Annotated in this window: 28 protein-coding genes; 20 read left to right on the top strand and 8 right to left on the bottom strand. The window is 67.7% G+C overall.

Annotated elements, in window-relative coordinates; translation table 11 throughout:
- Nucleotides 1–24 precede the first annotated feature (24 nt).
- Nucleotides 25–435, bottom strand: a complete 411-nt coding sequence (locus tag AC1RQC_RS04720) for a MerR family transcriptional regulator (protein WP_492375109.1) — start codon at nucleotides 433–435, stop codon at nucleotides 25–27.
- A gap of 150 nt (nucleotides 436–585) precedes the next feature.
- A complete protein-coding gene (locus tag AC1RQC_RS04715; RefSeq protein WP_492375108.1) occupies nucleotides 586–1503 on the bottom strand; it encodes a LysR substrate-binding domain-containing protein in 918 nt (305 codons plus the stop codon).
- Between the two features lie 244 nt (nucleotides 1504–1747).
- Here AC1RQC_RS04715 and AC1RQC_RS04710 point away from each other — a divergent pair, with 244 nt between their 5' ends.
- From AC1RQC_RS04710 to AC1RQC_RS04685, 6 genes are all read left to right on the top strand, one after another.
- On the top strand, nucleotides 1748–2725 hold the full coding sequence (locus AC1RQC_RS04710) for a Bug family tripartite tricarboxylate transporter substrate binding protein (RefSeq protein WP_150984157.1): 978 nt from the start codon (nucleotides 1748–1750) through the stop codon (nucleotides 2723–2725).
- 70 nt (nucleotides 2726–2795) lie between these two features.
- A complete protein-coding gene (gene ggt, locus AC1RQC_RS04705) occupies nucleotides 2796–4421 on the top strand; it encodes a gamma-glutamyltransferase (protein WP_492810975.1) in 1626 nt (541 codons plus the stop codon).
- A 174-nt stretch (nucleotides 4422–4595) separates the two neighbouring features.
- Nucleotides 4596–4994, top strand: a complete 399-nt coding sequence (locus tag AC1RQC_RS04700) for a thiol-disulfide oxidoreductase DCC family protein (RefSeq protein WP_492375106.1) — start codon at nucleotides 4596–4598, stop codon at nucleotides 4992–4994.
- Between the two features lie 120 nt (nucleotides 4995–5114).
- Nucleotides 5115–5975 (top strand): PhzF family phenazine biosynthesis protein, encoded by an 861-nt coding sequence (locus AC1RQC_RS04695; protein ID WP_492882665.1) that lies wholly within the window; start codon nucleotides 5115–5117, stop codon nucleotides 5973–5975.
- Between the two features lie 96 nt (nucleotides 5976–6071).
- Complete coding sequence (locus tag AC1RQC_RS04690; protein ID WP_492882558.1) at nucleotides 6072–6719, top strand: pyridoxamine 5'-phosphate oxidase family protein; 648 nt, start codon at nucleotides 6072–6074, stop codon at nucleotides 6717–6719.
- A gap of 4 nt (nucleotides 6720–6723) precedes the next feature.
- On the top strand, nucleotides 6724–7341 hold the full coding sequence (locus tag AC1RQC_RS04685; RefSeq protein WP_492375104.1) for an FMN-binding negative transcriptional regulator: 618 nt from the start codon (nucleotides 6724–6726) through the stop codon (nucleotides 7339–7341).
- A gap of 53 nt (nucleotides 7342–7394) precedes the next feature.
- Here the strand turns inward: AC1RQC_RS04685 and AC1RQC_RS04680 are convergent, their stop codons facing one another.
- Nucleotides 7395–8834, bottom strand: coding sequence for a CoA transferase (locus tag AC1RQC_RS04680; RefSeq protein ID WP_492882557.1), 1440 nt, complete (start codon nucleotides 8832–8834; stop codon nucleotides 7395–7397).
- Nucleotides 8835–9048: 214 nt separating this feature from the next.
- Here AC1RQC_RS04680 and AC1RQC_RS04675 point away from each other — a divergent pair, with 214 nt between their 5' ends.
- From AC1RQC_RS04675 to AC1RQC_RS04640, 8 genes are all read left to right on the top strand, one after another.
- On the top strand, nucleotides 9049–10827 hold the full coding sequence (locus tag AC1RQC_RS04675) for a glutamine--tRNA ligase/YqeY domain fusion protein (RefSeq protein WP_492375102.1): 1779 nt from the start codon (nucleotides 9049–9051) through the stop codon (nucleotides 10825–10827).
- 4 nt (nucleotides 10828–10831) lie between these two features.
- Nucleotides 10832–11050, top strand: a complete 219-nt coding sequence (locus tag AC1RQC_RS04670) for an RNA-binding S4 domain-containing protein (RefSeq protein WP_043348411.1) — start codon at nucleotides 10832–10834, stop codon at nucleotides 11048–11050.
- A gap of 79 nt (nucleotides 11051–11129) precedes the next feature.
- The gene (locus tag AC1RQC_RS04665) at nucleotides 11130–11513 is read left to right on the top strand and encodes an MAPEG family protein (protein ID WP_492882556.1); all 384 of its coding nucleotides are present in this window, start codon (nucleotides 11130–11132) and stop codon (nucleotides 11511–11513) included.
- Nucleotides 11514–11524: 11 nt separating this feature from the next.
- Nucleotides 11525–12127, top strand: a complete 603-nt coding sequence (locus tag AC1RQC_RS04660; protein ID WP_492827694.1) for a YceI family protein — start codon at nucleotides 11525–11527, stop codon at nucleotides 12125–12127.
- A gap of 145 nt (nucleotides 12128–12272) precedes the next feature.
- The gene (locus AC1RQC_RS04655; protein WP_492882555.1) at nucleotides 12273–12584 is read left to right on the top strand and encodes a hypothetical protein; all 312 of its coding nucleotides are present in this window, start codon (nucleotides 12273–12275) and stop codon (nucleotides 12582–12584) included.
- A gap of 18 nt (nucleotides 12585–12602) precedes the next feature.
- Complete coding sequence (locus tag AC1RQC_RS04650) at nucleotides 12603–13307, top strand: alpha/beta hydrolase (RefSeq protein ID WP_492882554.1); 705 nt, start codon at nucleotides 12603–12605, stop codon at nucleotides 13305–13307.
- Between the two features lie 96 nt (nucleotides 13308–13403).
- Nucleotides 13404–13952 carry a YaeQ family protein gene (locus tag AC1RQC_RS04645; protein ID WP_043348422.1) on the top strand — a complete coding sequence of 183 codons (549 nt, stop codon included), beginning with the start codon at nucleotides 13404–13406 and terminating at the stop codon, nucleotides 13950–13952.
- 96 nt (nucleotides 13953–14048) lie between these two features.
- Nucleotides 14049–14396 carry an FKBP-type peptidyl-prolyl cis-trans isomerase gene (locus AC1RQC_RS04640; RefSeq protein WP_006162999.1) on the top strand — a complete coding sequence of 116 codons (348 nt, stop codon included), beginning with the start codon at nucleotides 14049–14051 and terminating at the stop codon, nucleotides 14394–14396.
- A gap of 119 nt (nucleotides 14397–14515) precedes the next feature.
- On the opposite strand, the gene AC1RQC_RS04635 is transcribed toward AC1RQC_RS04640, so the two are convergent.
- Nucleotides 14516–14836, bottom strand: a complete 321-nt coding sequence (locus tag AC1RQC_RS04635) for a hypothetical protein (protein WP_043348426.1) — start codon at nucleotides 14834–14836, stop codon at nucleotides 14516–14518.
- 99 nt (nucleotides 14837–14935) lie between these two features.
- Nucleotides 14936–15826, bottom strand: coding sequence for a DUF1223 domain-containing protein (locus AC1RQC_RS04630; protein WP_492882553.1), 891 nt, complete (start codon nucleotides 15824–15826; stop codon nucleotides 14936–14938).
- Between the two features lie 125 nt (nucleotides 15827–15951).
- Between AC1RQC_RS04630 and AC1RQC_RS04625 the strand changes: the two genes are divergently transcribed.
- On the top strand, nucleotides 15952–16656 hold the full coding sequence (locus tag AC1RQC_RS04625; protein WP_253928705.1) for a gamma-glutamylcyclotransferase: 705 nt from the start codon (nucleotides 15952–15954) through the stop codon (nucleotides 16654–16656).
- A 16-nt stretch (nucleotides 16657–16672) separates the two neighbouring features.
- Entirely contained in the window at nucleotides 16673–17476 is an 804-nt protein-coding gene (locus AC1RQC_RS04620; protein WP_492882552.1) for an ankyrin repeat domain-containing protein, read from the top strand.
- Nucleotides 17477–17533: 57 nt separating this feature from the next.
- Here AC1RQC_RS04620 and AC1RQC_RS04615 read toward each other — a convergent pair whose 3' ends face one another.
- Nucleotides 17534–19249, bottom strand: coding sequence for a long-chain fatty acid--CoA ligase (locus AC1RQC_RS04615; protein WP_492375096.1), 1716 nt, complete (start codon nucleotides 19247–19249; stop codon nucleotides 17534–17536).
- 260 nt (nucleotides 19250–19509) lie between these two features.
- Here AC1RQC_RS04615 and trxA point away from each other — a divergent pair, with 260 nt between their 5' ends.
- Together trxA and AC1RQC_RS04605 are read left to right on the top strand one after the other, a co-directional pair.
- Nucleotides 19510–20355 (top strand): thioredoxin, encoded by an 846-nt coding sequence (gene trxA, locus AC1RQC_RS04610; protein WP_492375095.1) that lies wholly within the window; start codon nucleotides 19510–19512, stop codon nucleotides 20353–20355.
- Nucleotides 20356–20420: 65 nt separating this feature from the next.
- The gene (locus AC1RQC_RS04605; protein WP_492375094.1) at nucleotides 20421–20810 is read left to right on the top strand and encodes a cupin domain-containing protein; all 390 of its coding nucleotides are present in this window, start codon (nucleotides 20421–20423) and stop codon (nucleotides 20808–20810) included.
- A gap of 23 nt (nucleotides 20811–20833) precedes the next feature.
- Here the strand turns inward: AC1RQC_RS04605 and AC1RQC_RS04600 are convergent, their stop codons facing one another.
- Entirely contained in the window at nucleotides 20834–21274 is a 441-nt protein-coding gene (locus AC1RQC_RS04600; protein ID WP_174422549.1) for a bacteriohemerythrin, read from the bottom strand.
- 157 nt (nucleotides 21275–21431) lie between these two features.
- On the opposite strand from AC1RQC_RS04600, the gene AC1RQC_RS04595 reads away from it, so the two are divergent.
- Nucleotides 21432–22010 (top strand): P-loop nucleotide/nucleoside kinase family protein, encoded by a 579-nt coding sequence (locus AC1RQC_RS04595; protein WP_416049340.1) that lies wholly within the window; start codon nucleotides 21432–21434, stop codon nucleotides 22008–22010.
- Nucleotides 22011–22026: 16 nt separating this feature from the next.
- Here the strand turns inward: AC1RQC_RS04595 and tcdA are convergent, their stop codons facing one another.
- The gene (gene tcdA / locus AC1RQC_RS04590; protein ID WP_492882551.1) at nucleotides 22027–22938 is read right to left on the bottom strand and encodes a tRNA cyclic N6-threonylcarbamoyladenosine(37) synthase TcdA; all 912 of its coding nucleotides are present in this window, start codon (nucleotides 22936–22938) and stop codon (nucleotides 22027–22029) included.
- Between the two features lie 188 nt (nucleotides 22939–23126).
- Here tcdA and AC1RQC_RS04585 point away from each other — a divergent pair, with 188 nt between their 5' ends.
- Entirely contained in the window at nucleotides 23127–25376 is a 2250-nt protein-coding gene (locus AC1RQC_RS04585; protein WP_492882550.1) for an AsmA family protein, read from the top strand.
- The last annotated feature ends 266 nt before the right edge of the window (nucleotides 25377–25642 follow it).

Genomic DNA, 25642 nt, shown 5'->3' with positions numbered 1-25642 from the left:
TAAGGCTTGCCCCTTGAGGCAGAGTCAAGGCTGCGGGCACGCCATTGCGTCGTGCGGCGGATCGCTAGCCGCTTCGCGCGCTTCGCCACGGCCAAGGCACGCACGGATTTCCGCGCCGATCTCGCCAAGCTCTGCGTCCAGCTTGCGCAACCTGTGGATTTCTTCGCGCAGGCTCGCGCGCTTGCTGTCGACCTGCTGCACGAGCCGGTGCCAGTCCGGCTCCCCCGCGCCCGCATCCATCACCGGGAGCAGCTCGGCCAGGCGAAAGCCCAGGGCCTGCGCCTGCCGGATCAACCCGACCTGCCTGACTGCGTCGTCCGCGTAGACGCGGTATGAGCCGGCGCGCGTGACCTGCCCTAGCAAGCCAAGCGATTCGTAGTGGCGGATCGCCTTCGGCGACGCGCCCGTGCGCCTGGCAATTTCTCCGATGAACATCCCCGTTCCTCCTTGCATTGGTATTGGTACGAAAGCACGAAACGCCAGTGGCATCCGGCGGCTTGCCCTGGCTTGGCTTATGGCGCGAACCTTGGGCGCGAACCTTGCCGCAAGCGCCTCAAAGGGTAAGGCTTGCCCTTAAGGGCAGAGTCAAGCCCCCCCGAGGTGCCTTTCGCCAGTGCCAGGGGCATCGAACAGGCCTGCGCAGGCGTCCCGCACGGCTGCCGTGACGTGGCGGCGCGCCTGGTCGCGCCGCTCCAGCATGCCGATGGTGCGCAGCACCGGCGCGCCGCCGATTTCCAGCGGCAGGATGCGCAGCGCTTCGTCCTCCAGCCAGCGCGCACGCTGCAGCAACGGCACCACGGTCACGCCGACCTGCTGACGCACCAGTTCGACGAGCGCCTCGATCGAGTTCAGCTCGAGGAACTCATTGACGCGCAGATGCGCGCGGCGCAGCGCCCGCGCAACCAGCATGCCGGTGCGCTGGCCGCGGTCGAAACGCAGGAAGGGGTTGGCCGCCAGCGCTTCGCGCGCGTTCGCGCCCAGGCTGTCGCGCCCGGCAATCGCCACCAGCGGCTCCTGGTAAAGCGGCGTCCACACCAATGTGCCGGGCAGGCGGCCCGCCCCTTCCACCAGCATCGCCGCGTCCAGCTCACCGGACTCCACCTGCGCCGCCAGTTCGATCGACTTGGCGCTGACCAGGCGCACGTCCAGCGCCGGGTATTCGCGCTTCATGCGCGCCACCACATGCGACAGGCCGCCCATGACCGACACCACCGCGCCCACCGCTACCGCGCCGGCCATCGCGTCCGGCGCTTCCGGGGGCAAGCGCATCTCGTCGTAGAGCGCGAGCATGCGGCGCGCCTGCGGCAACAGCTCGCGCCCACCGGCATTGAGCGCCACCACCCGGCCGCCCCGGTCGAACAGTTCGCGGCGCAGTTCCATCTCCAGCGCGCGCATCTGCAGGCTGACCGCGGCCTGGGTCAGGGCGACTCGCTCGGAGGCGGCGGCAAAGGAGCCGTGGTCGGCCACGGCAACGAAGGTGCGCAGGAAACGGATGGTGCTCATGGGGAGAACGTCATGATGTGTGGCTTGGTGTGTCGCTTGGTGCGTGGCTTGGCGTATGTCTTATTCGGCGCACTAATACTTAAGAAAACCTTTAGACATAAGAAAGAAATATTAGCTTTCATTATGATGACCTGCACGGAATAATTGATCCGCAGCACCGCCTGGCAGCATCCGCGGCGGGGTGTGTTGCCCGAGGGCCGGCCCCGGCCTGCGTTTGCCTTGCTTCCCCGATCCGGAGATCACCATGAAACACTGGCTGCGCCTCTTTGGCACGAGCCTCGCCACGGGACTTGCGCTGAGCGCCGTCCCGGCACTCGCCGACACCTACCCGAACAAGCCGATCCGCCTGATCGTACCGTTCCCGGCCAGCGGCGCGACCGATTTGCTGGCTCGCGCCATCGCGCAGAAAGTGGGCACCAACATGGGCCAGCAGATCGTGGTCGACAACCGGCCCGGCGCTGGCGGCGCCATCGGCTCCGACATGGCCGCCAAGGCCCCGGCCGACGGCTACACGCTGCTGATCGCCACTACCAGCACGCATTCGATCGGGCCGTACATCAACACGCGCCTGCCGTACAACACCGAGACCGACTTCACGCCGATCGGCCAGGTGGCCATCGCCACCAACGTGCTGGTGGTGCCGAACAGCCTGCCGGTGAAGAACGTCAAGGAGCTGATCGACTACGCCAAGAAGCATCCGGGCGAGCTGAACTACGCGTCCAGCGGCAATGGCACCGTGGTGCACCTGACCGCCGAAGCCTTCAAGGCGCAGGCTGGCGTATTCATCACGCACATCCCGTATCGCGGCACCGCGCTGGCCGTGCCCGACCTGATCTCCAACAAGGTGCAGATCCTGTTCGACAGCATCGTCTCGGGCCTGCCGCACGTGAAGGACGGCAAACTCAAGGCGCTGGCCGTGACCAGCCTGAAGCGCTCGCCGCTGGCGCCCGAGATCCCGACCGCCAGCGAGTCCGGCCTGCCCGGCTTCGAGTCCGATACCTGGTTCGGCATCTATGGCCCCAAGCAGATGCCGGCCGAGCTGGTGAACCGCCTCAACGCCGAGTTCAACAAGGCGATCCAGGCGCCCGACGTGAAGGAGCGCCTGGGCAAGCTGGGCGCGGAACCCGTTGGCGGCACGCCGGCCCAGTTCGCCGCTATGGTCAAGAAGGACAGCGCGCGCTGGGGTAAGCTGATCAAGGATCGCAAGATCACCGTGGAATAACGTACGAACGCTGGCAAGCCCGCCGCGGCATTGCGGCTAAGCGCTGCCAGCGCATCGAACCGAGACAAGCATGCAGAACTTCAACTGGACCAATCCCTACCCTTCCGTGCGCATCCCGCTGTTCGCGCGCAACGTGGTGTCCACCTCGCACCCGCTGGCGGCGCAGGCCGGCCTGCGCATGCTGCTCAAGGGCGGCAACGCCGTCGATGCAGCCATCGCCGCGGCGGCGGCCATCACCATTGTCGAGCCGGTCTCGTGCGGCCTGGGCAGCGACGCTTTCGCAATCCTGTGGGACGGCAAGGAAATGCATGGCCTGAACGCTTCAGGCGTAGCGCCGGCGGCATGGAACCCTGAGTATTTCAAGAGCAAGTACGGCACGGACGCCAACGGCATCGCCAAGCGCCCCGTGCGCGGCTGGGACGCCGTCACCGTGCCGGGCGTGATCGCCGGCTGGGCCGCGCTGCACGAGCGCTTTGGCAAGCTGCCCTTTGCCGAACTGATGGAGCCCGCCATCGAGATCGCCGAGCGCGGCTATGCCGTGCCGCCGGTGGTGGCGCACAAATGGGCCGCCGCCGTGCCGGAACTCAAGGACCAGCCTGGCTACGCCGAGGCCTTCATGCCCAATGGGCGCGCACCCAACGTGGGCGAGAAGTTCACGCTCAAGGCTGCCGCCGACACGCTGCGCAAGATCGGCGCCAGCAATGGCCGCGCCTACTACGAAGGCGAGATCGCCGAGAAGATCGTCGCCTTCAGCAAGGAATGCGGCGGCGCCATGACGGCCGACGACCTGCGCAACTACAAGCCGGACTGGGTCAAGCCGATCAGCAAGGCCTATCGCGGCTACGAGCTGCACGAGATCCCGCCGAATGGCCAGGGCATCGCCGCGCTGGTGGCGCTGGGCATCCTGGACCAGTTCGACATGGCCGCGCTGCCGGTGGATTCGGTCGAGTCGCAGCATCTGCAGATCGAGGCAATGAAGCTGGCTTTTGCCGATCTCTACCGCTACGTGGCCGACCCTGGCAGCATGGAAGTCACGCCCGAGCAGATGCTGGACGACGCATACCTGAAGTCGCGCGCCAAGCTGATCGACATGGAGCGCGCCACGCACTTCGATTTCGGCATGCCCAAGGTCGGCGGCACCATCTACCTGACCGCCGCCGACGAGAACGGCATGATGATCTCGTTCATCCAGTCGAACTACATGGGCTTCGGCTCCGGCGTGGTCGTGCCGGGCACCGGCATCAGCCTGCAGAACCGCGGCGTGGGCTTCTCGATGGACCCGAAATCCCCCAACGTGGTGGCCGGCGGCAAGCGCCCCTTCCACACCATCATCCCGGCCTTCCTGACCAAGGACGGCCAGCCGGTGATGAGCTTCGGCGTGATGGGCGGCGACATGCAGCCGCAGGGCCATCTGCAGACCGTGGTGCGCATGGTGGACTACAACCAGCAGCCGCAGGCCGCCTGCTGCGCACCGCGCTGGAAGGTCAACCGCGACTTCACGCTGGACGTCGAATCCACCATGGATCCGGCGGTCGTTGCTGGCCTGAAGGCTCGCGGCCACCAGCTCAAGTCGGTCGACGACCCGTACATGGATTTCGGCTCGGGGCAGTTTATCTGGCGCCTGTCGGATGATGCCGAGCATGGCTATGTGGCCGCCAGCGACAGCCGGCGCGACGGGCAGGCCGTAGGGTTTTGAGTACCCGAAAGTAGCACTGGGAGCGCCCGCCGCAAGGCGGGCTTTTTTTTTTGGCTGTGCACCGCCAGTGCAGATCACCTTGACGTGGCGACCGATCTCACCTTAAATTTCTGCATTGACAGAAATTACTGACAAAACGCAAGCCAGATCGCACCACGTGGAGGAGAACATGACATGAGCACGCCCGCACTGACGCTGTTCTTCGACGGCAGTTGCCCGCTTTGCGCCGCCGAAATGCGGCGCATGGCCAGGCTCGACCGCCACGGCCGGCTGGGATACCTCGACATGCGCGGCGAGGGCTTCGATCCCGCGGCCTATGGCACCACCTTCGCCGCCATGGATACGGCACTGCATGGCGTGCGCGCCGACGGCCAATTGCTGGTTGGCATCGACTGCATCGCCGAGAGCTATGCGCTGATCGGCCTGGGCTGGCTGGTGTGGCCGCTCAGGCTGCAGGCTACCCGCCCGGCGTGGCAGCACCTCTACCGCTGGTTTGCGCGCAACCGCTATCGCGCCAGCCGGCTGCTGGGCTACGGCTGCGCGGACGGCATCTGCACGCCGGGCCGGCGCTAAGCCGGGCGCCTCATCCGACTGTCTGCAACTGGCCTGCTTGCCATGGCGACGACTGTGCATGGTGTGCGCCGCGTAGGGCACTACACTGAGGCCTTCACCTTTGCTTTCGCTCCGGCCGCCATGACCACCTACGCTTTCCGCCTGCTCAACGTCTTCGCCGAATCCACCTTCGGCGGCAATCCCCTGTGCGTGTTCGAGGATGCGCGCGGGCTCGATACGGCCACCATGCAGGCCCTGGCACTGCAGTTCAACCTGTCCGAAACCACCTTCATCCTCCCCTCCGAGCAGGCCAGCGCGCACGTCCGGATTTTCACCACGGGCTACGAGATGCCCTTTGCCGGCCATCCCACGCTGGGCACCGCCCATGTGGTGCGCGACCTGGCCACTACCGGCGACGCGCTCACGCTGGAGTTCAAGGCGGGCGTGGTGCCGGTGACCGCGCAGGGCGACGTGTGGACCTTCACCGCGCCGCATGCGGGTGCGCCCAGGACCGCGCCGGCGGGCCTGCCGGACGCGCAGATGGCATCGCTGCTCGGGCTCGCCGAGAACGACCTGCTGGCGGCGCCGATCTGGGTCGACACCGGCGCCGACCAATTGATGGTGGCCGTGAAGAGCGTGGATGCGGTGCGCCGCGCGCAGCCTGACAGCGCACGCCTGGCATCCTGGCCGCAGAGCAGCCTGGGCCGCAAGACGGCTTACGTCTTCGCGTTCGACCCGACCCGGCCGGGCCAGGTGGTGTCGCGCTATTTCTTCACCAAGCAAGGTGGTGGCGTGGCCGAGGACCCGGGCACCGGTTCGGCCTGCGCCAACCTGGGCGGCTGGCTGATCGCCAACGACCACGCGCTGCCGGCCGCCTACCAGGTCTCGCAGGGCGAGGCGGTCGACCGGCCGTGCACGCTGCGCCTGGAGGTCACCGGCGAGCAGGCCATCCGCGTGGGCGGGCGCGTGATCGAGCTGGGACGCGGCACCATCAACCTGTAACACGCAGGACTGCGGCGTCAACGCGACAAAGGGCGCGCTACTGCGTTACAGTGAGCGTCTGCTAGGTCTTCCCAACGCCCTGACGAGCGCCCCCACATGCGCCACCCACATGCGCCAACCGACATGACCACGCCGCACGCCCTGACCACGCTGGCCGAGCTGGAGGCCCACTACGCCGAAGCCGGCGAAGCCTCGCTCGCCAAGGAAGTCGACTATCTGCACCCGCACTACCGTGCCTTCGTCGAGGCCGCCCCGCTCTGCCTGCTGTCCACTGTGGGCGGCGAGTACGCGGAAGTCTCCCCGCGCGGCGATGCGCCGGGCTTTGTGCAGGTGCTGGATGAGCGCACGCTGCTGCTGCCGGACCGGCGCGGCAACAACCGCCTGGACAGCCTGCGCAACATCATCACCGACCCGCGCGTGGGCCTGCTGTTCCTGATACCGGGCGTCAACGAGACCATCCGCGTGGCGGGCACCGCCCATGTCTCGGTGGACCCGGCGCTGATCGCGCGCTGCATAGTGGATGGCAAGGCGCCGGCCACCGTGCTGGTGATTTCGATCCAGTCGGTGTTCTTCCAGTGCGCCCGCGCGCTGGTGCGCTCCAAGCTGTGGGCCCCGGAAACACAGGTGGCGCGCAGCAGCCTGCCGAGCAACGGCACCATCCTCGCCGCCGTGAGCCGGGCGCCCTTCGACGGCGCCGCCTACGACGAGTCGCAGCCCGCGCGGATGAAGCAAACCCTGTATTGATCCCATGTACACGCCATCCCACTTCGCCAGCATCGAAAGCGACGCCATCGACGAGGTCATGCGCCGCTACCCCTTTGCCACGCTGATCGGCAACGACGCCGACGGGCTGCCGTTCGCCACCCACCTGCCGGTGGTGGCCCAGCGCAGCGGCGACGCCTGGCAGATCGAAGGCCATATGGCGCGTGCCAACCCGCACTGGCGCTGGCTGGAGCAGACGCCAAGCGCCCTGCTGGTGTTCCAGGGGCCGCATGGCTATGTGTCGCCATCGTTGTACGAACAAAAGCTGTCGGTGCCGACCTGGAACTACGTGGCCGTGCATGTGTACGCAGAGATCGCCACCATCCATGACGCCGGCGCCAAGGATGCGCTGCTCAAGCGGTTGATCGCGCAGAACGAGCCCGGCTACGCTGCACAGTGGCGTGCGCTGCCGGAGGATTTCCAGCAGAAAATGCTGGGCGCCATCGTGGGCCTGCGCATCGTGCCCACGCGCATCGAAGCCAAGTTCAAGCTCAGCCAGAACCGCCCGGAGGGCGACCGCGTCCGCATTCTCGCGGCCCAGCGGGAAGGCAACCCCATCGAGCGCGACATGGCGGACTGGATGGCGCGCATGACTGGCGCCTGAAGAACGCCCGAAGCCCCCCTCACGGCCAGCTTCGAACCCAGCCCATGCGCTGCTCAGGCGCGCGGCAGCCACTCAGGCGCATGCGTGCCCAGGGGCACCGACGGCAGCGCCCAGTACGCGGGCGTCTCGGACAAGCGTCCCGCGTGCGACACCGCGCGCAATTCGCCAAAGCCCGACGGCAACGTCACCAGCAGGTCTTCCACGTCCTCAAAGCACTGGTCCGGCGCCTGCAACCCGCCCTCGACCCGGCCCAGGCCGCGCAACCACTGGCCTACCTGCGCCAGCGACACCCGCACATGCCAGCTGCCGCCCTCGGCCACACGGCGATGCAGCCCGGCCATGGCGCCAAGCGCCAGCAGGTAGCCGGCCGCATGATCCAGCACTTGCGCCGGCAGCGGCAGCGGTTCCTCGCTGTGCGCAGCGAACGCCTCGGCCTGATTGAAACCGCTGGCAGTCTGCACCAGCGAATCGAAGCCGCGCTTACCAGCCCAGGGACCCACATGTCCATAGGCACTTAGCGTCACATAGACAATGCCCGGGCGGGCGCGGGCCACCGCCTCCGGCCCCACCCCCAACTCCGCCAGCCCCTGCGGGCGATAGCCCTGGATCAGCACGTCGGCGCCGTGCAGCAGCTTGTGCAGCGCGCGCTTGTCGTCGGGGTCGCGCAGGTCCAGCTGGCAGGCGCGCTTGCCGCGCCCGGTGTCGATCACCAGCGGGGCAATGCTGGGCAGGTGGGCCGCGCTCACCTGCAGCACATCGGCTCCGTGCGCGGCCAGCGTGCGTCCGGCTACCGGCCCGGCGATGACGCGGGTGAAATCCAGCACGCGCACGCCGCACAGCGGGCGCGCGCCGGCCGCGGGCAGCGCGGCAAGCGGCTGCGGCGGCGCTTCGCCGATGCGCTCGATGGTGAGTGGCGGCATGCCGTGCAACGCCTGCCCCTGCGGATGGCGGTCCCACTCGTCGAAGCTGCGCAGGGCGGCCACGACCAGGCCAGCCTCGGAGGCGGTGGCCTCGAAGGCCTCGGCGTCCCATTTCTGCAAGGATGAGCGCACCGCGGCGGGATCGTGCGGGCAGCCCAGGATGCGCAGCACGCCGTCCCGATGATGGGGAAAATTGGCATGCACGCGTACCCAGCGGCCGTCGCCGCAGCGGTACAGGCCAGACACCTTGTCGCGGAACTCCGGCGCGGGCTCGCCGCCCACGCGCAGGTAGCGCTCGCTGCGGAACTCGGCCACGGCGTGGCGCATGTCGACGGCCACGTCCTGCCAGCGCCCGCTGCGCTGCTGCCACAGCATGGCGGCGGCCAGCGCCGACGCGCCCAGGCTGGCCTGGGCGGCCGTGCCCACGGCGAACGACGACGGCAGCACCGGATCGGCACCGCTGAGCTGCAGCCGGTCCAGGGCTGCGGCTGGCAGCCCGGCGGCCAGCCAGAGCCCGGCGACGGCCTCCAGCGGGGTTGGGCGGGTGGCTTGGGAAATCGTTGGCGTCGGCATGGCGGCAAGGCTCCACAGGGCGGGTGCGCTCTCTCCATCCTAGGCCGTGCCGGGTGTTTTTGCGCCCGCGCGCGGAGTTTGCACGACTCTGGTCCCCGGCACGGTAAAATCACCCGATCCGGCATTCCGCCATGCAATCGAGCAGCGCGGCAGGCTGCGCGCCAGACTCCGGCCGCCGCCCCGCCTCCTGACTTAACCGCCCACCGGCGCCACCATGAGCAACGACCCCAAAGCCAACGACAGCACGACCGCCGCATCCAATTTCCTGCGCAGCATCATCGACCAGGACCTCACCGCCGGCACCTACGCCGGCCGCCAGGATGCCCAGGGCGAGCCGTTGCCCCCCGTCATCACCCGCTTCCCGCCGGAGCCCAATGGCTACCTGCATATCGGCCACGCCAAGAGCATCTGCGTGAACTTCGGCATGGCGCGCGATTTCGGCGGCCGCTGCCACCTGCGCTTCGACGACACCAACCCGGTCAAGGAAGACACCGAATACGTCGATTCCATCATCGACGCGGTGCACTGGCTCGGCTTCAGCTGGGACACCACGGCCAAGGACGGCAGCAAGCAGCCGCACCTGTATTACGCCAGCGACTACTTCGACCAGCTCTACGCCTTCGCCGAAAAGCTGATCGAGCGCGGCGTCGCCTACGTGGATAGCCAAAGCGCCGAGCAGATCGCCACCAACCGCGGCGACTTCTCCCGCCCGGGCACGCCTTCGCCGTACCGTGACCGCAGCGTCGAGGAAAACCTGCAGTTGTTCCGCGACATGCGCGACGACAAGTACGCCGACGGCGAGCACGTGCTGCGCGCCAAGATCGACATGAACGCGCCCAACATCGTGATGCGCGATCCGGTGATCTACCGGATCCGCCACGCGCATCACCACCGCACGGGCGACAAGTGGTGCATCTACCCGATGTACGACTTCACCCACTGCATCTCGGACGCGCTGGAAAACATCACACATTCGCTGTGCACGCTGGAGTTCGAGAACAACCGCCCGCTGTACGACTGGGTGCTGGCGCAGCTGCGCGAATGCGGCGTGTTCAGCGAGCCGCTGCCGCACCAGTATGAGTTCGCCCGCCTGAACCTGACCTACGCCATCACCAGCAAGCGCAAGTTGCTGCAACTGGTCACTGAAAACCGCGTGGACGGCTGGGACGATCCGCGCATGCCTACCATCGTGGGCGTGCGCCGCCGCGGCTTTACGCCCGAATCGATCCAGTTGTTCTGCGAGCGCATCGGCGTGGCCAAGTCCGATAGCTGGATCGACATGAGCACGCTGGAAGGCGCCGTGCGCGACGACCTCGACGCGCGCGCCGCGCGTGGCGCCGCCGTGCTGGACCCGCTCAAGCTGATCCTGGACAACTACCCCGAAGGCCAGAGCGACGACTGCACGGCGCCGGTGCATCCGAAGAAGCCGGAGCTCGGCATGCGCGTCTTCCCGCTCACGCGCGAGCTGTGGATCGAGCGCGACGACTTCAGCGAAGCGCCTCCCAAGGGCTACTTCCGCCTGTTCGCGCCCAAGGAGGACGGCACCCCGGGCAGCAAGGTGCGCCTGCGCCACGGCTACGTGATCGAATGCACGGGCGTGGACCGCGACGCCGACGGCAAGGTCATCGCCGTGCACGCCAACTACCTGCCCGAGACCCGCAGCGGCACGCCGGGCGCGGACAGCGTCAAGGTCAAGGGCAACATCCATTGGGTCAGTGTGGCGCATGCCTATGAAGCCGAAGTGCGGCTGTATGACCGCCTCTTCAACGACCCGAACCCGGACGCCGGCGGCAAGAACTTCCTCGACGCGCTGAACCCGGACTCGAAGAAGATCGTCACGGCCTACCTGGAACCCGGCCTGGCGCAAGCCGCTCCGGAGGATCGCTTCCAGTTCGAGCGCCAGGGTTACTTCGTCGCCGACCGCGTGGATTCGAAGCCGGGCAAGCCGGTCTTCAACCGCATCGTCGGGCTGCGCGACAGCTGGGGGAAATAGGCCCATGCAAACCGTAACCTTCCCGCTGGAGGGCGAGCATATCGCCCTGAACGACCTGCTCAAGGTCGCCGGCGTGTGCGATAGCGGCGGCGCCGGCAAGGCGCTGGTGGCGGCCGGTGAAGTCTCGGTCGACGGCGCGGTGGAATCGCGCAAGACCGCCAAGATCCGCGCCGGCCAGGTGGTCAGCGTGGCTGGTGTGAAAATCCGCGTGGTGGCGGCCTGAGGCCGTCGCGTTCGCGAGCACGCCCGGCGGCCGCCCAGTCCGGTCGCCGGGCGTTTTCCTCCAAGCAAAGGAAATGACAATGCCGATCGCATTCTGGTGTGTGCTGCTGGCGGGGATCCTGCCCGTCGTGACGGTAGGCGTGGCCAAGGCGAGCGGACGCGCCTACGACAACCACGACCCGCGCGGCTGGCTGGAAAAGCAGGGCGGGCGCGCGCGGCGCGCCGACATGGCGCACCGCAATCACTTCGAGGCATTCCCCTTCTTCGCCGCGGCCGTGCTGTGCGCCACGCACCTGCAAGCACCGGCGGCGCGCATCGATGAACTGGCGCTGGTCTTCCTCGCCGCGCGCATCCTGTACACCGTGTGCTACCTGGCAGATCGCGCCACCTTGCGCACGCTGTGCTGGACCATCGGCTTCCTGTCGGTGATCGGTATCTTCCTGTTGCCGGTGTTCGTCCACTAAGGACACGCATCATGCGGCTTTCGACAACTGTCGCTTGCGCGCTCTGCCTGCTGACGCCGTGCCTGCCTGGCGCGGTGCAGGCTGAGCCTGTCAACTTCGCGGTGGACCCGACGCACACCACGGTGTACTTCGCCGCCAGCCACTTTGAGCGGACCTCGGTGCGCGGGCGCTTCGGCAAGATCGATGGCCGCATCAGCTTTGACGAAGCCAGCGGCAGCGGCGCGATCGATTTCACGGTCGATGCCGACTCGGTCGATTCCGGCAACCGCACGCTGGACGGCATCCTGCGCTCAGCCCAGTTTCTCGATGCCCAGAATTTTCCCGTGGTCCGGCTACGCGCGAATCGCTTCGTGCGGGACGGGGACCGGCTGGTGGCCGTGGAAGGCGAGCTGACCCTGCACGGCGTCACGCAGCCGCTGCGGCTGGAAGCCGAGCGCTTCAGCTGCGGCGAGATCTCCCTGTTCGGCATCAAGCGCCACGTGTGCGGCGGAGACTTCCGCGCCGTGCTGTCGCGCAGCGCGTTTGGCATGACGCGCTTCCTGCCGGACGTGGGTGATACCGTGGTTCTGACCCTGTCGGTGGAAGCCACGCCGGCACTCCCGGCGCTGGAGTGACAGCCACGTCACGCTCGCCTTCCTGCCGCTGCGGCATGTCGGCCCAGCGGCACCTGAAAGCCGGAATTCTTCTGTAGAATCAGCGGTTTGCATTTTTCCGGCCGGCCCTTTCCCGGCCCCCTCCTGAACGGGGAACCCGAGAACAATGATCACGATTCAAGTTGGGGATGTGGTGGCGGCCTCGCTAGCCGCCGCGGGCGCCTGCCTGATCTGCAGCATCCCGATGGCCTTCCTGCGCAATTTCCCCGCGTGGGCGCTGCGCACCTATGGGCGCCGCGCGCTGCTGGTGCCCCTGATAATTCTGCCGGTAGGCAGCTGGCTGGCCAGCCTGGCCCTGTCGGGACAGATCGACAGCCCCGCCGGGCACGCCATGGTGATTGCCCTCGCTTTTCTCTGCCTGACGCTGGCGTCGGCGCTGCTGCGCTACTACCTGAGCGATTACAAGAAATCCCGCTGAAGCGCCGCCAGGCCCACCATGAGCACGCCCCTGCGCTTTGACATCGAGGCCGGCGCCGAAACGCTGGCCGCCGACCGCATCGACGCCGGCAACGGCGCGAGCTGCCTGCTGCTGCACGGCGCGGGCACCAGCCACCGCGCGCGCTGGCTGGCCTTGCGCCAGGCGCTTGCCGCGCGGGGCGTGGGCAGCGTTGCCATCGATTTTTCCGGCCACGGCGAAAGCTCGGCGCGCACGCCCAACTCGCTGGCCAAGCGCCTGCGCGAGGCCCAGGCGGCGCTGGCGCACCTTGACGGCACCGCCCCCCGGGCCGTGATCGGTATCAGCATGAGCGGGGAAATCGCCGTGCGGCTGGCCGCCGACCCGCGCAACCATATCGGGCGGCTGCTGACGCTGGTGGGCGCCGCCTATGACCCGGCCGCGTTCGAACTCCCGTTCGGCCCGGCCTTTACGGCAGTGCTGCGCACCCCCGGCAGCTGGCGCGCCTCGCTCGCCTTCGACCTCATTGCCGGGTTCCGCGGCCGCCTGACGCTGGTGCGCGGCGCCGAGGATGCGGTCATTCCGCCCGGCATCGCCGATACGCTCGCCGAACGCGCCGGCCTGGCCGAGCGCGTGGAGGTGATCGACCTGCCGGATACCGGCCACTTGCTGGGCGAGGCCTGGCAGAACCAGCCCGGCTTTGCCAACCGGCTGAGCACGATCGCGCTACGCGCCGTGGGCGCCTGAGCGCGCACTTGAAAGTCCGGCGCGAGATCGCCCCGCCCGATTCACGTATGATGCGGCCTTTCGCTTCTCGCAGCCTTTGCCGCCCCCGCTTCCTTCATGGCTCTTAAATCCACCATCTACAAGGCCGAACTGTCCGTCTCCGACATGGATCGGCCCTACTACGGCAGCCACGCCCTGACCATTGCCAAGCACCCGTCGGAAAACGACGCGCGCATGATGGTGCGGCTGCTGGCCTTTGCCTGCGAAGCCAGCGATACCTTGACCTTCACCCGCGGCCTGGACGAGCCCGACGAGCCGGACCTGTGGGAAAAGACCCTCACCGGCGACATCGCACACTGGATCGAGCTGGGCCAGCCCGACGAATCGCGCCTGAAGCGCGCCGCGGCCCGTGCCGATCGCGTCACCGTGTTCACCTACAATGGTGCGAGCGCGCGTGAATGGTGGAAGGGCATGGCCGGCAAGGCGGGCAAGCTGCGCAACGTGACCATTTACAATGTGCCGGCCGAGGCGGTAGAAGCACTTGCTGCCCTGGCCCAGCGCGCCATGCGGCTGTCGGTGACAATCCAGGATAGCGAGATCTGGGTCAGCGACGACGACCACAACGTCCGCATCACGCTCGAAGTCCTGCAACAGCCCGCGGGCTGAGCCAAACCCGTTCAACCAATCCGCCCGGTGCGGCCGGTTTGCCGCCAGCCTCACCGAACCCGTGACCCTCGCTGATACAGCACAAGGAAGCCATCCATGAATACCACTCCCTCCGGCCTGCAATTTGAAGACACCGTCACCGGCGAAGGCGCCGAAGCCACGGCAGGCAAGCATGTCACGGTGCACTACACCGGCTGGCTCTACGAAAACGAGCAAGCCGGCCGCAAGTTCGACTCGAGCAAGGACCGCAACGACCCGTTCGTGTTCCCGCTGGGCGCCGGCCACGTCATCCGCGGCTGGGATGAAGGCGTGCAAGGCATGAAGGTTGGCGGCACCCGCCGCCTGGTGATCCCGGCCGAGCTGGGCTACGGCGCGCGCGGCGCGGGCGGCGTGATCCCGCCGAACGCCACCCTGCTGTTCGAAGTGGAACTGCTGGCGGTCTGATCGCTGGCCGCCGCTGCGGCAGCGGCCGATCGCATCCATCCGCACCTTGCGCGGATCGCACAAGAAAGAGGGGCGCCCACCGGCGCCCCTCTTTGCATTGCGCTGCGGACAGACCGCGATCAGAAACTGATCGCGGCGTTGCCCACGTCGACCCGGACCTTGTCGCGGTCCAGCAGGCGGGCAGCGTGGCGGGCGTAGTCCTGGGCCCACGCGGCATCGCCGCTGAAGCGCTGCTCGCCGGAGAACTTGGCCACGCTGAGGATCTTGTCGATCACCAGCACTTTGCCGACCGGACTGGAGGCCTGGCAATCGAGCTCGGCGTACTCGCGGTCGAACCAGCGCCAGCCAGCATCCTCGGTGACCGCCGCCAACTCTGCGTCGCCAATGGTGAAGCCAAATTCCTTGCCGGTACCGAAAACTACCGTGAGCGTGCGCGCCATAGCCTGTTCTCCTGGTTGATGCCCCATTGTAAAGACATAGCAGGCGATACCGCCACCTTGCCCAGCAGATAGTGCCAGTCCGCGACAGGAATCCCTGCGTCAGCCAGACAATTCGCAGCGCGGCGCCAGCACCGCCTGCGCCACCTCGGCGCCGGGCTGCTGCGCGAAGGCAACCCAGGCCAGCTTGTGCGGGTCGGCCCCGGTTGGCAGCGGCACGCTGCCCGACCAGGCCAGCCCCTCGGCCGGCACCGGGAAGGGGCCCAGCCAGAGCCGCACGACACGCTCATGATGCAGCGTGGCGCCTTGGTTCTCGCCGGCCTTCACCGACGACACCAGCCCGTCCTCGACCAGCGCGGCATAGGCCTGCAGTGGCCCGGAGCGGGCCGCGGGCGTCACGTTCAGCGCGACCTGCACTTGCCCGGCGGAGAGCGCCTGCCAGCCCAGCCGAAGCGAGGCGCCGGGCGCTTGCGCGTTGATCTCGGCGACGCGCGCCGCGACCTCGCCTGCATCGTGCCAGCGGCGCTGCTCGCGCGCGCCGACAAACACCTCGGGCGTATATACCGTATGACTGCCGACGGCGCCCGCCAGCGTGCGCTGGCGAGCGGTGAACACCGGGCTGGCAAAGCGGTCGCGCCAGCCCAGGCTGTCCCAGTAGTCGACGTGCAGCGCCAGCGCCAGTGCCTGCGAGGCCGGCAGCCGAGCGGCCTGCGTGCCGAGCCAGTGATCGGCCGGCGGACAGCTGCTACAGCCCTCCGAGGTGTAGAGCTCGATCAGCGCTAGCCGCTGGGGCGGGCTGTCGTGCAGGCATGCTGCCGGCACGGAGCCTGCCGTCGCGCGCACCGGGCCGGCCAGCGCGGCGAGCATCAGCACCGGTGCCCAGCGCACAGGCCAAGACCTGGGCTTGCAGGATTTCCGCGATGGGGTGCGCGGCCCGGCTGCCCGGTGCGCGATGGCATTGGCCTGCGCCCATTGTTCGAGATGCTTGTGCATGCTGGACCTCCGAAGGCTGCCTGACCGTTGTCAGTCGCATACAGCCTGCCGGACCTTACAGACATTTCTGCGTGCCATGTGGTTTCCATGCCGCCTGCCGCGCAGCTTTGGATTATGCTTGCATCATGGCCATCACCCGACAAGATCTCGAAACAGATCGGCTGCGTGCTTCTCTTTGCAGCACGCCGGTGGCTTCCTCGCTACTTCCCGAAGAAGCTTTCGAGCGTTCTCTGCGCGCTACGCTGGACCAGCGGCCGGATACGCCCGGGCTGGCCGGCGATGTCCTGCTGTTCGGCTATGGCTCGCTGATCTGGAACCCGATGGTGATTCACACGGACCGCCAGCTGGCTACCGTGCATGGCTACCACCGCGGCTTCTACCTGTACTCGCGCATCAACCGCGGCACCTGGGACGACCCGGGCCTGGTGCTCGCGCTGGACCGCGGCGGCTCGTGCCAGGGCGTCGTCTTCCGCATCCCCCATCACATGATCGAGCAGGAATTCCGTCTGCTGTGGCGCCGCGAGATGCTGACCGGCGCCTACCATCCCCGCTGGCTCAATGTGAAGATGAACGGCAGCCCGCGGCAGCGCGCCCTGGCCTTCGTGATGAACCGCGAGCACGAAGCCTATGCCGGACGCTTGCCGGACGACCGCGTGGTGGCCTGCCTGCGCCACGCCTGTGGCCTGTATGGCCCGGCCCGCGAGTACCTGCAACAGACGCTGCTTGGCCTTGCCACCAACGGGGTCGACGATCCCTACCTGGGCCGGCTCTGGCGCCGGCTGCAGGATACGGATGCCACGGCCGCACAGGCTGTCAGCGAACCCGCCTGACCCAGGATCGACCAGGATGCCACGCCCTGCTGCCCGCCCCCGCCGACTGGTGCTTGCCGAAGTGCTGGGGCTGACCGGATTGCTGATGGGCGGCGCGCTGCTGGCCGGCCCCGGCGGATCGACGCTGGCAGCGCGCCCTGCCAGCAATGGCCCGGCCCAGTCATCGCCGCGCTCGCACGGGCAAGGCGCTGCGGGCTCCGCCGCTGCCGCGCACGATAGCGTTGGCGGGCTCGACCGCAATCTCCTTGCCGCGGCAACGCTGGGAGATCTCGAACTGGTCAAGCGCTTGCTGGCTTCGGGCGCTTCCGCCCAGGCCGCCGACGAACGCGGCCGCAGTGCCTTGCTGGTGGCGGTCTATAGCCGCCATACCGAGGTAGCCAAGGCGCTGGTGGCGGCGGGCGCCGATGTCAACCGCAAGGACATGGAATCCAACAGCCCCTTCCTGCTGGCCGCGGCCACCGGGCAGCTCGAGCTGGTGCAACTGGCGCTGGCGCATGGGGCCGACCTCAACAGCACGGACAGCTACGACAACACCGCCCTGATCGCCGCGTGCGAGCATGGCAATACCGAAGTGGTGAAGGTATTGTTGAAAGCCGGTGTGGCGGTCGACCATATCAACCGCCAGGGCTGGACCGCCTTGCTGGAGACCATCGTCATGGGCGACGGCAGCGCGCGGTATGAAGACACCGTGCAGTTGCTGCTGGATGCGGGCGCGGACGCCAACCTTGCCGACCGGGATGGCACCACCCCAACCCGGCACGCCCGCGAGCGCAGCTACAAGACCATGGTGAAGATGCTGGTGCGCGTGCGCGGGCACTGACGCGGGCACGGACGTGCCCGCGCATCCCGCCGATGCGACGCTACCCGCTCGGGCCACTCAGGCCGCTGGCTTCGACTCCGCGCTGCGCGCGTTCTCGCTTTCCTGCAGCGCGCGCCACATCACCTTGCCCGTGCCCGACTTGGGCAGCGCGTCGACAAACTCCACCACACGCGGGTACTTGTAGGCCGCCATGTTTTCCTTGGCCCATTCGATGATTTCCTCGGGCGTGGTCTTGCCCTTGGCATGCGTCTTGAGCACCACCACCGCCTTCACGGTTTCGCCACGATACGCATCGCGCGTGCCGATGATGCAGGCCTCTTGCACGTCGGGGTGCTTGTACAGCAAGTTCTCCACCTCTGCCGGCCACACTTTGAAGCCCGACGCGTTGATCATGCGCTTGAGCCGGTCGGTGATGAAGTAGTAGCCCTCTTCGTCCATGCGGCCCAGGTCGCCGGTACGGAAGAAGGTCTTGCCCTCGAACTCGATGAAGGCATCGCGCGTGGCATCCGGCTTGCCCCAGTAGCCCTTGAACACCTGCGGGCCGCACACGATGATCTCGCCAGTCTCGTTGACCGCCACTTCCTTGAGCGTGACCGGGTCGATCACGCGCGCGTCGGTATTGAAGGTGGGCACTCCCAGGCACTGCAGCTTGGGCCGCTCGCCCGGATTGCTGTGGGTCGGCGCCATGGTCTCGGACAGGCCATAGCCTTCAATGTAATTAAGGTCGAACTGCTGCTTCAGGCGCTCTGCTACCGCCTGCGGCATGGCCGCGCCGCCGCCGCCGATATAGCGCAGGCTCGACAGGTCGAACTGGTCCAGGTTCGGGCTGCCCAGGAAGTCGATCACCATGGTCGGGATGTTGGTCCAGTGCGTGATCTGGAAGCGCGAGATCAGCCGGCCCGCGACTTCGCGGTCCCAGCGCGGCAGCATCACCACGGTAGCTCCGCTGTAGATCGGGCCGTTCATGCCGTACTGCATGCCGGTCACGTGAAACAGTGGCAGCACCGCCAGGATCGTCGATTCCGCGCCGCTACCGCTCCAGATGCCGCCGCCGATCACGTTATGCATGACGGAGCGGTGGGTGTGGATGCAACCCTTGGGAAAGCCGGTGGTGCCCGAGGTGTAGGGCATCACCGCCATATCGTCCGGGCCCGCGGTATGCGGGCCAGGCACCAGTTGCGCGGCAAGCGCCTCGGCCCAGGGGGTGGCGCCGGCCGGCAGCGGATGCTGCGTGGTCAGCCAGGCGCCTGGAGCGTCTTCGGGGTTCTCGTAGCTGGCCGGCAGCGCATCGCTGTATTGCGTGACCAGCAGGTGCTGCAGGCGCTGCTCGGGCGGCAACTCGTTATTGGCCTGCTCGGCGCCCATGGCCAGATCCGCGCTGCAGATCGCCACGCTGGCCTGCGCGTCGGTGATGTAGTGCTTGAACTCCTCAGACCGGTTCATCGGATTGACCGGCACGACCACGGCATCCGCGCGCAGGATCGCGTAATAGGCAATGATGAACTGCGGGCAGTTCTGCATATACAGCAGCACCCGGTCACCCTTCTTCACGCCGGCCTTTTGCTGCAGCCAGCCCGCCATGGCGCTGGCCTGGGCTTCCAGCGCCCGGAAGGTGATGGCGTTGCCGAAATACCGGATGGCCGCCTTGTCGGCGTAGCGATGGGCGGAGACCACCAGGTTGTACCAGAGCGAGGTCTCCGGCAGCACGATCTTGGTGGGCACGCGCTTGGGCCAGAACTGGAAATGCGGGCGCGCGGGCTGGGGGGTCTGCATAAAGGTCTCCTGTGCGGTCTATCCGACCTGGTCTTGGATGCGAGGCGAGAGGTGAATCTGGCGAAACCAGCAATCAGTCAAGCAATATAACCGAACGACCGTTCTTTTTTCAATCCATCGCTTACCCTTGCCTGCGCCGGCATCCATGCCGCGCGGCGTGCAAAGGTTGCATTCGGCGGGGCGGTCCCAATATGAGACACAAGACGTCTTTGCGCGAGTGGAGCCATTCGCGCCGGCGTTCCACACTCCGAGGCCAAGCCATGAGCGACGTAACCCTGCAGAATTTTGACGCCGACGTGATCGAGACGTCGCGCCACATCCCCGTGCTGGTGGATTTCTGGGCCCCGTGGTGCGGCCCTTGCCGCACCTTGGGGCCGATGCTGGAAAAGCTTGAGGGCGAGGCGGCCGGCAAATGGCGGCTGGCCAAGGTGAACGTGGATGAGAACCAGGAGCTGGCATCGCATTTCGGCGTGCGCAGCATTCCCCACGTGGTGGCGTTCGCCGACGGCCAGGCGGTGGACCAGTTCACCGGCGTGCTGCCGGAATCCGGGCTGCGCGAGTTTGTTGCCCGGGTGATGCCCGACCCGGGCAGGGTGGCCCTGCGTGCTGCCCGCGACGCCGCCGGCGCGGGCGACCGCGAGGCGGCCAGGTCGGCGTTCCAGGCGGCGCTGGCATTCGATCCTGGCTTTGATGCCGCTCGCCTTGAATACATCGGTTTCCTGCTGGACGAGGATGCGCTGGACCAGGCCCAGTCGGAGTTCGGCATGTTGTCCCCCAACGCGGCCCAGGAGGACGGCTACGCTGCGCTCTGCACCCGGATCGAGGCCATGCGCGGTGCCTCGGACCTGCCCGACGCGGCCACCCTGGCGGCCCGTGTCGCCGACGCCCCCGGTGACCTGCAGGCGCGGCTGGACCTGGCGCGCGCGCTGATCGCGCATCGGCAATATGAGCCGGCGCTGGAGCAACTGCTGGCCATCGCGCGCACGGATCGCACCTTCGAGGACGATATCGGCCGCACGGCCATGCTGTCGGTATTCAAGCTGATGAGCGACCAGCCTGACGTGGTGTCGCGCTATCGCCGGCTGCTGGCCTCGGCGCTCAATTAAACTGGCGGGTGAACGCGGCGGGCCGGGCCCGCCGTTTTATTTCCCTGCAACCGCCCTGTTCCGCCGTGACTGCCTCCCCGCCCCGCCTGATCGACTTCCAGACCGACCCCGAACCGCTTCCCAGCCACGATCGCCCACGCCCGGACCGGCTGGTTGCCGGCAACCCGGACCGCACCACCTGGACGCACTACAGCGCCAGCCAGGGCGATTTCGATTGCGGCATCTGGGCTTGCGAGCCGGGCGCGTGGCGCATTGCGTTTCCGGCTGGCAAGGAGGAGTTCTTCCATGTCATCAGCGGCCGCCTGCGCATCAGCGACGACGCGGGCAACGCCCGTGAATTCGGGCCCGGCGACGCCTGCGTGATCCCGGCCGGCTTCACCGGCCTGTTCGAGGTGCTCGAACCGGTGCGCAAGCACTTTGTCGTGCTGGACCGGGCTGCCGCCGACGCCAGCTAGGCAATCTAGGCCATCCAGGCCATTTAGCCCGCCTGCTCCGAGGGCGCCTCGATCAGGCTAAAGCCGTTCTCGCGCATGTGGTTGACCATCATCGCGTCCATCGCCTTCACGTGTTGGTCGAACCAGCCGGGCAGCTCCGACAAGAGCCGCCGGCCCAGCGCCAGGTCGCCCTCGGCCACCTTGTCGCGCACCGCACCGGCCACCGCCAGCACCTGCTCGTGCTCGCCGCGGTGGCAATGCTGCGGGCCGAAGGCCATCGCCTCCATCCACGCTTCTTCCTGGCCGAAATGATGGCGGGTGTGGTCGATCCACTCGTCCAGGGCTGCCAGGAAGCCCGCATCGTCGGCGCGCGTGGCGGCATCCAGCAGTTGGACGAATTCGGCGTGGGTGGCATCGGTGACCGGCTCGCCCAACAACAGGTCGGGGGCCAGCGTGGCGGTGCCAGGCGAAGAGGAATCGGTCATATCGGAAGGGACAACATCGCGAAAACCGCAAGGATACCGAATCCGCGGCGGCCCGGACTGATCCAGGACAAACCGCAGCGCCGCCAAGGCCGGCGGCACGCGCAGGGTATGCTCAGGGCTGGCTCCATCACCGCACCAGGCTGATTCCTGGCTTCCCATGCCCCGACTGCTCTTCTTCTGCGGCCATGCCGGCACCGGCAAGACCACCCTGGCCCACCGCCTGATCGGCCCACTGATGCAGGCCACCGGCGAGCCGTTCTGCCTGCTCGACAAGGACACGCTCTACGGCGGCTATAGCGCCGCCGCAATGGGCGCGCTGACTGGGGACCCGAACGACCGCGACAGCCCGACCTACCTCAAGTACCTGCGCAATGCGGAATATCATGGCCTGCTGGATACCGCGCGGGAGAACCTCGCCCTGGGCATCAGCGTGATCGTGGTGGGCCCGCTATCGCGCGAGGTGCGCGACCACCTGCTGCACGATCCCGAATGGCTGCACGTGCCCGCCGGCACCATCGTGCGCACCCTGTGGGTGCACCTGCCGGAGAACGAGGCGCATGCGCGCATCGTCAAGCGTGCCAATCCAAACGATGCCTACAAGCTGGCGCACTGGGACGACTACCGCACCCGGCGCTTCATGCCCGAGCCGGCGCAGTACCCCGAGTTGGCCTACTTCGACAATACGGCGCCGGACGACGCCGCGCTGAACGCCCTGCTGGCCACGCTCGCGGCGTAGCCAGCCGCCGCGATGCTCATTCCGGCGCCGTCGAAACGTCCGGCGCCGTGAGGGCGGCCAGCACGCTGGACGCCGCCACCATCCCGAACACCGCGGTGACCGCCACCGAGGAGCCGAAGCCGGCGCAGGCCAGGCCCTGCGGGCCGGCCGGCGGCTCAGCCGAGGTGCCTGGCGCGGCTTGCGGGGCCTCGTCGATCTCGCAGGACTGCTGCTCGGGCTCCGGATAGCGCAGCGGCTCGTCGGAGAAGACCGCGTCGATGCCGAACTTGCGCTTGGGGTTGCGCGGCCAGCCCCAGTCCTTGCGCAGGGTGGAGCGCACCTTGGCCAGCAGCGGGTCCTGCACGGTGCGGGAAAAGTCCACCACGCGGATGCGGGTCGGGTCGAGCTGGCCGCCGGCGCCGCCGCAGGTGATGATGCGCCGGCCCACGCGGCGGGCCCAGCCCAGCATGGCGATCTTGACCTTGACCGAGTCGATCGCATCAATGATGTAGTCGTGCCCGTCGAGCAGTTCGACCAGATTCTCCGGGGTCACGAAATCGTCCACCTCGGTTACCCGGCAGCGCGGGTTGATCTGCACCATGCGCTCCGCCATGGCCTGCACCTTGGCGCGGCCATAGGCGTCGCCCAGCGCGTGGATCTGGCGGTTGGTGTTGGATACCGCGATATGGTCCAGATCGATCAGCGTGACGCGGCCGACCGCGTTGCGCGCCAGCGCCTCGGCCGCCCAGCTGCCCACCCCGCCGATGCCGACCACGCAAACGCTGGCCGCCTCCAGCCGCGCCAGGCCCGCCGCGCCGTACAGGCGCGCCACGCCGCCGAAGCGGCGGTGGTAGTCGTCATCCTCCGGGCTCTCGTGGGTAAGGGCCGGCGGCAGTTGCGCCAGCTCCGGTTCCGGCTGGGTGGAGATTGCGGGGACGGGGTTGCTCATTTCTACGCTCGAAGCTGGCTGAATTGGAGGACACTGCGGGGGAAAAGCGCGCGTTGCCGCACCTTGTCAGCCAAGCGCCGACAGGGGAGCGGGGCGCGCAACTATACAATACCCACAGCAGTGGTTCGACCGCCGCATTGTCTCGCAGAGTGCGCGCGGCTGCCGGCGCCAACCAGGAAACCGATCCCATGCCCCTGCGCCGCAAGGCCGTTCTCTGGAGTGTACTGACACCGCTGGTGCTGATCGCGGCGCTTGTCGTGATCATTCTGACCTTCGACTGGAACCGCCTCAAGCCGTGGCTGAACCAGAAGGTTACCGAGGCCATCGGCCGGCCCTTTGCCGTCAATGGCGACCTCACCCTGACCTGGCGCAGCGCCGAGGGCGAGACCGGCTGGCACACCTGGGTCCCCTGGCCACGCCTGTCTGCCCGGGATATCACCGTCGGCAACCCGGAATGGGCACAGGAGGCCAACTTTGCCACCGTGCGCGAGCTGATCTTCGTGCTACGCCCGCTGCCCCTGCTCTCCCACCAGATCTCGATCCCCAGCATTACCGTCGACAGCCCCGCGGTCTGGCTGGAGCGGCTGGCCGACCAGCGCAACAACTGGACCTTCGTCACGCCCGCCGGCAAGTCGCCATCGCCATGGCGGCTCGACATCGGCGAGATCTCGCTGGCGCGCGGCGACCTGGCGCTGGACGACCAGGCAATGAAGATTGAGCTGCAGGCGCGCCTGGACACCATCGGCGACGCCGCCCTCTACGACAAGACCCGCGACGGCGCCCTGATCGCGCCCCCGGCATCCGGCACGGCCGGCGCCGTCGGCCAGCCCGGCAGCGCCGGCCAGCGCTATGGCCTGCGCTGGAAGGCCACGGGACGCTACAACCAGGCCACCATCAACGCCACCGGCAAGGCCGGCACCGTGCTGAGCCTGCGCGATACACAGGACCCCTTCCCGCTGCAGGCCGATGTGCGGGTGGGCAACACCCGCGCGGTCGTGGAGGGCACGCTGACCAACCCCGCCCACCTGGGCGCGCTCGACATGCACCTGCAGCTGTCCGGCGACAACATGGCCAAGCTGTACGCGCTGACCGGCATCGTGCTGCCGAGCACTCCGCCCTACGAGACCCGCGGCCGGCTGGTTGCCACCTTGCGCAAAGGTGCTTCCGTGTACCGGTACGACAAGTTTTCCGGGCGCGTCGGCGGCAGCGACCTGAACGGCTCGCTCACCTACACGCAGCGCCAGCCACGCGCCCTGTTGTCGGGCGAACTGGAATCGAAGCAACTGCGCTTTGAGGACCTGGCTCCGCTGATCGGTGCGGACGCCAAGCCCGGGCAGGCAGCATCCGACAGCACAGTGCGCCAGCCCGCCGACAAGGCGCTGCCGGTGGCGCCGTTCCGTACCGAGCGCTGGGACAGCATCGACGCCGACGTGAAGTTCACCGGCAAGCGCATCATCCGTACCGCCGACCTGCCGATCACCGACCTCGTCACCCACCTCAAGCTCGACGATGGCGTGCTGACACTGGACCCGCTGAACTTCGGCGTGGCCGGCGGCAACCTGATGTCCTCGCTGCAGCTCAACGGCAAGCGCGAGCCGCTCGCCGCCACCATCGACATGAAAGCGCGCCACCTCCAGCTCAAGCAATTGTTCCCGAAGTTCGAGTCGATGCGCGCCAGCGTGGGTGAGGTCAATGGCAGCGCCAAGCTGAGCGCCACCGGCAACTCGGTGGCGGCCTTGCTGGGCTCGTCCAATGGCGAGGCCAAGCTGCTGGTGGAAAACGGCACGGTCAGCAAATTCCTGCTCGAGGCGATGGGCCTGAACGTGGGCAGCGTGGTGATCTCCAAGCTGTTCGGCGACAAGCCGGTGCAGATCCATTGCGGCGTCAGCGATTTCAGCTTCACCAACGGCGTGGCGCGCTCGCGCGTCTTCGTCATCGACACCCAGGACGCCGTGATCGACACCAGCGGCGCCATCGACCTTGGCAGCGAGCGGCTAGCGCTCACCGTGCGGCCGGATTCCAAGGGGCTGCGCATCTTCTCGCTGCGCTCGCCGCTCTATGTGGGCGGCACGCTGAAGAAGCCCTCGGTCAGCCCGGACATCGGCGTGCTGGCCTTGCGCGCCGGCGGCGTGGTGGCACTGGCGCTGGTCGCGCCGGTGGCCACGGCAGTCCTGCCCCTGATCGATCTATCGGCTGCGCCCGACAGCCAGTGCGGCAAGCTGCTGGCGGAGATTCGCACGCGCCCGACCGCGCCGCCGCCGGGGCAGGCCTACCGCGACCCGAAGACCGGCAAGACCAGCCAGGCGGCCGGCCCTGCCCCTTCGCCGGACGCGCAAGCCACGCCCGCCGCCTCGGCACCGGTCAAGCCCACTGCACCGTCGCGCCCCGGCGCACCCGATCGGCCAGCACCAGGCAATACGCTCTATCAGGGCGGCTGACCGGCGGTGCGCCGCTCGGTTGCAAGCCGGGCGTTGCCTGCTTGCGACACCTTGCGACACCCATCCCGCCGTCGACGCAATTACGCAACACTTTGGTGCATTGCAATGCAAGGCATCGTTGTGCATCGCCCACATTCGGCCGCATAATTAAACGGCCATTTACAACGAAGTTTCCAATACGTGGCATGAAGCGGATGTCTGGCTCCGATGCATTTCGAGGCTGGCGTCCTTCTCAGGGTGCGGTTTCGGCCGCACTTGTTTTTCCC

The organism is Cupriavidus sp. GW822-FHT03E04 (assembly GCF_058801495.1).
The sequence above is the reverse complement of the archived record's forward strand: the minus strand, read 5'-3'. Positions and strand labels throughout refer to the sequence as shown.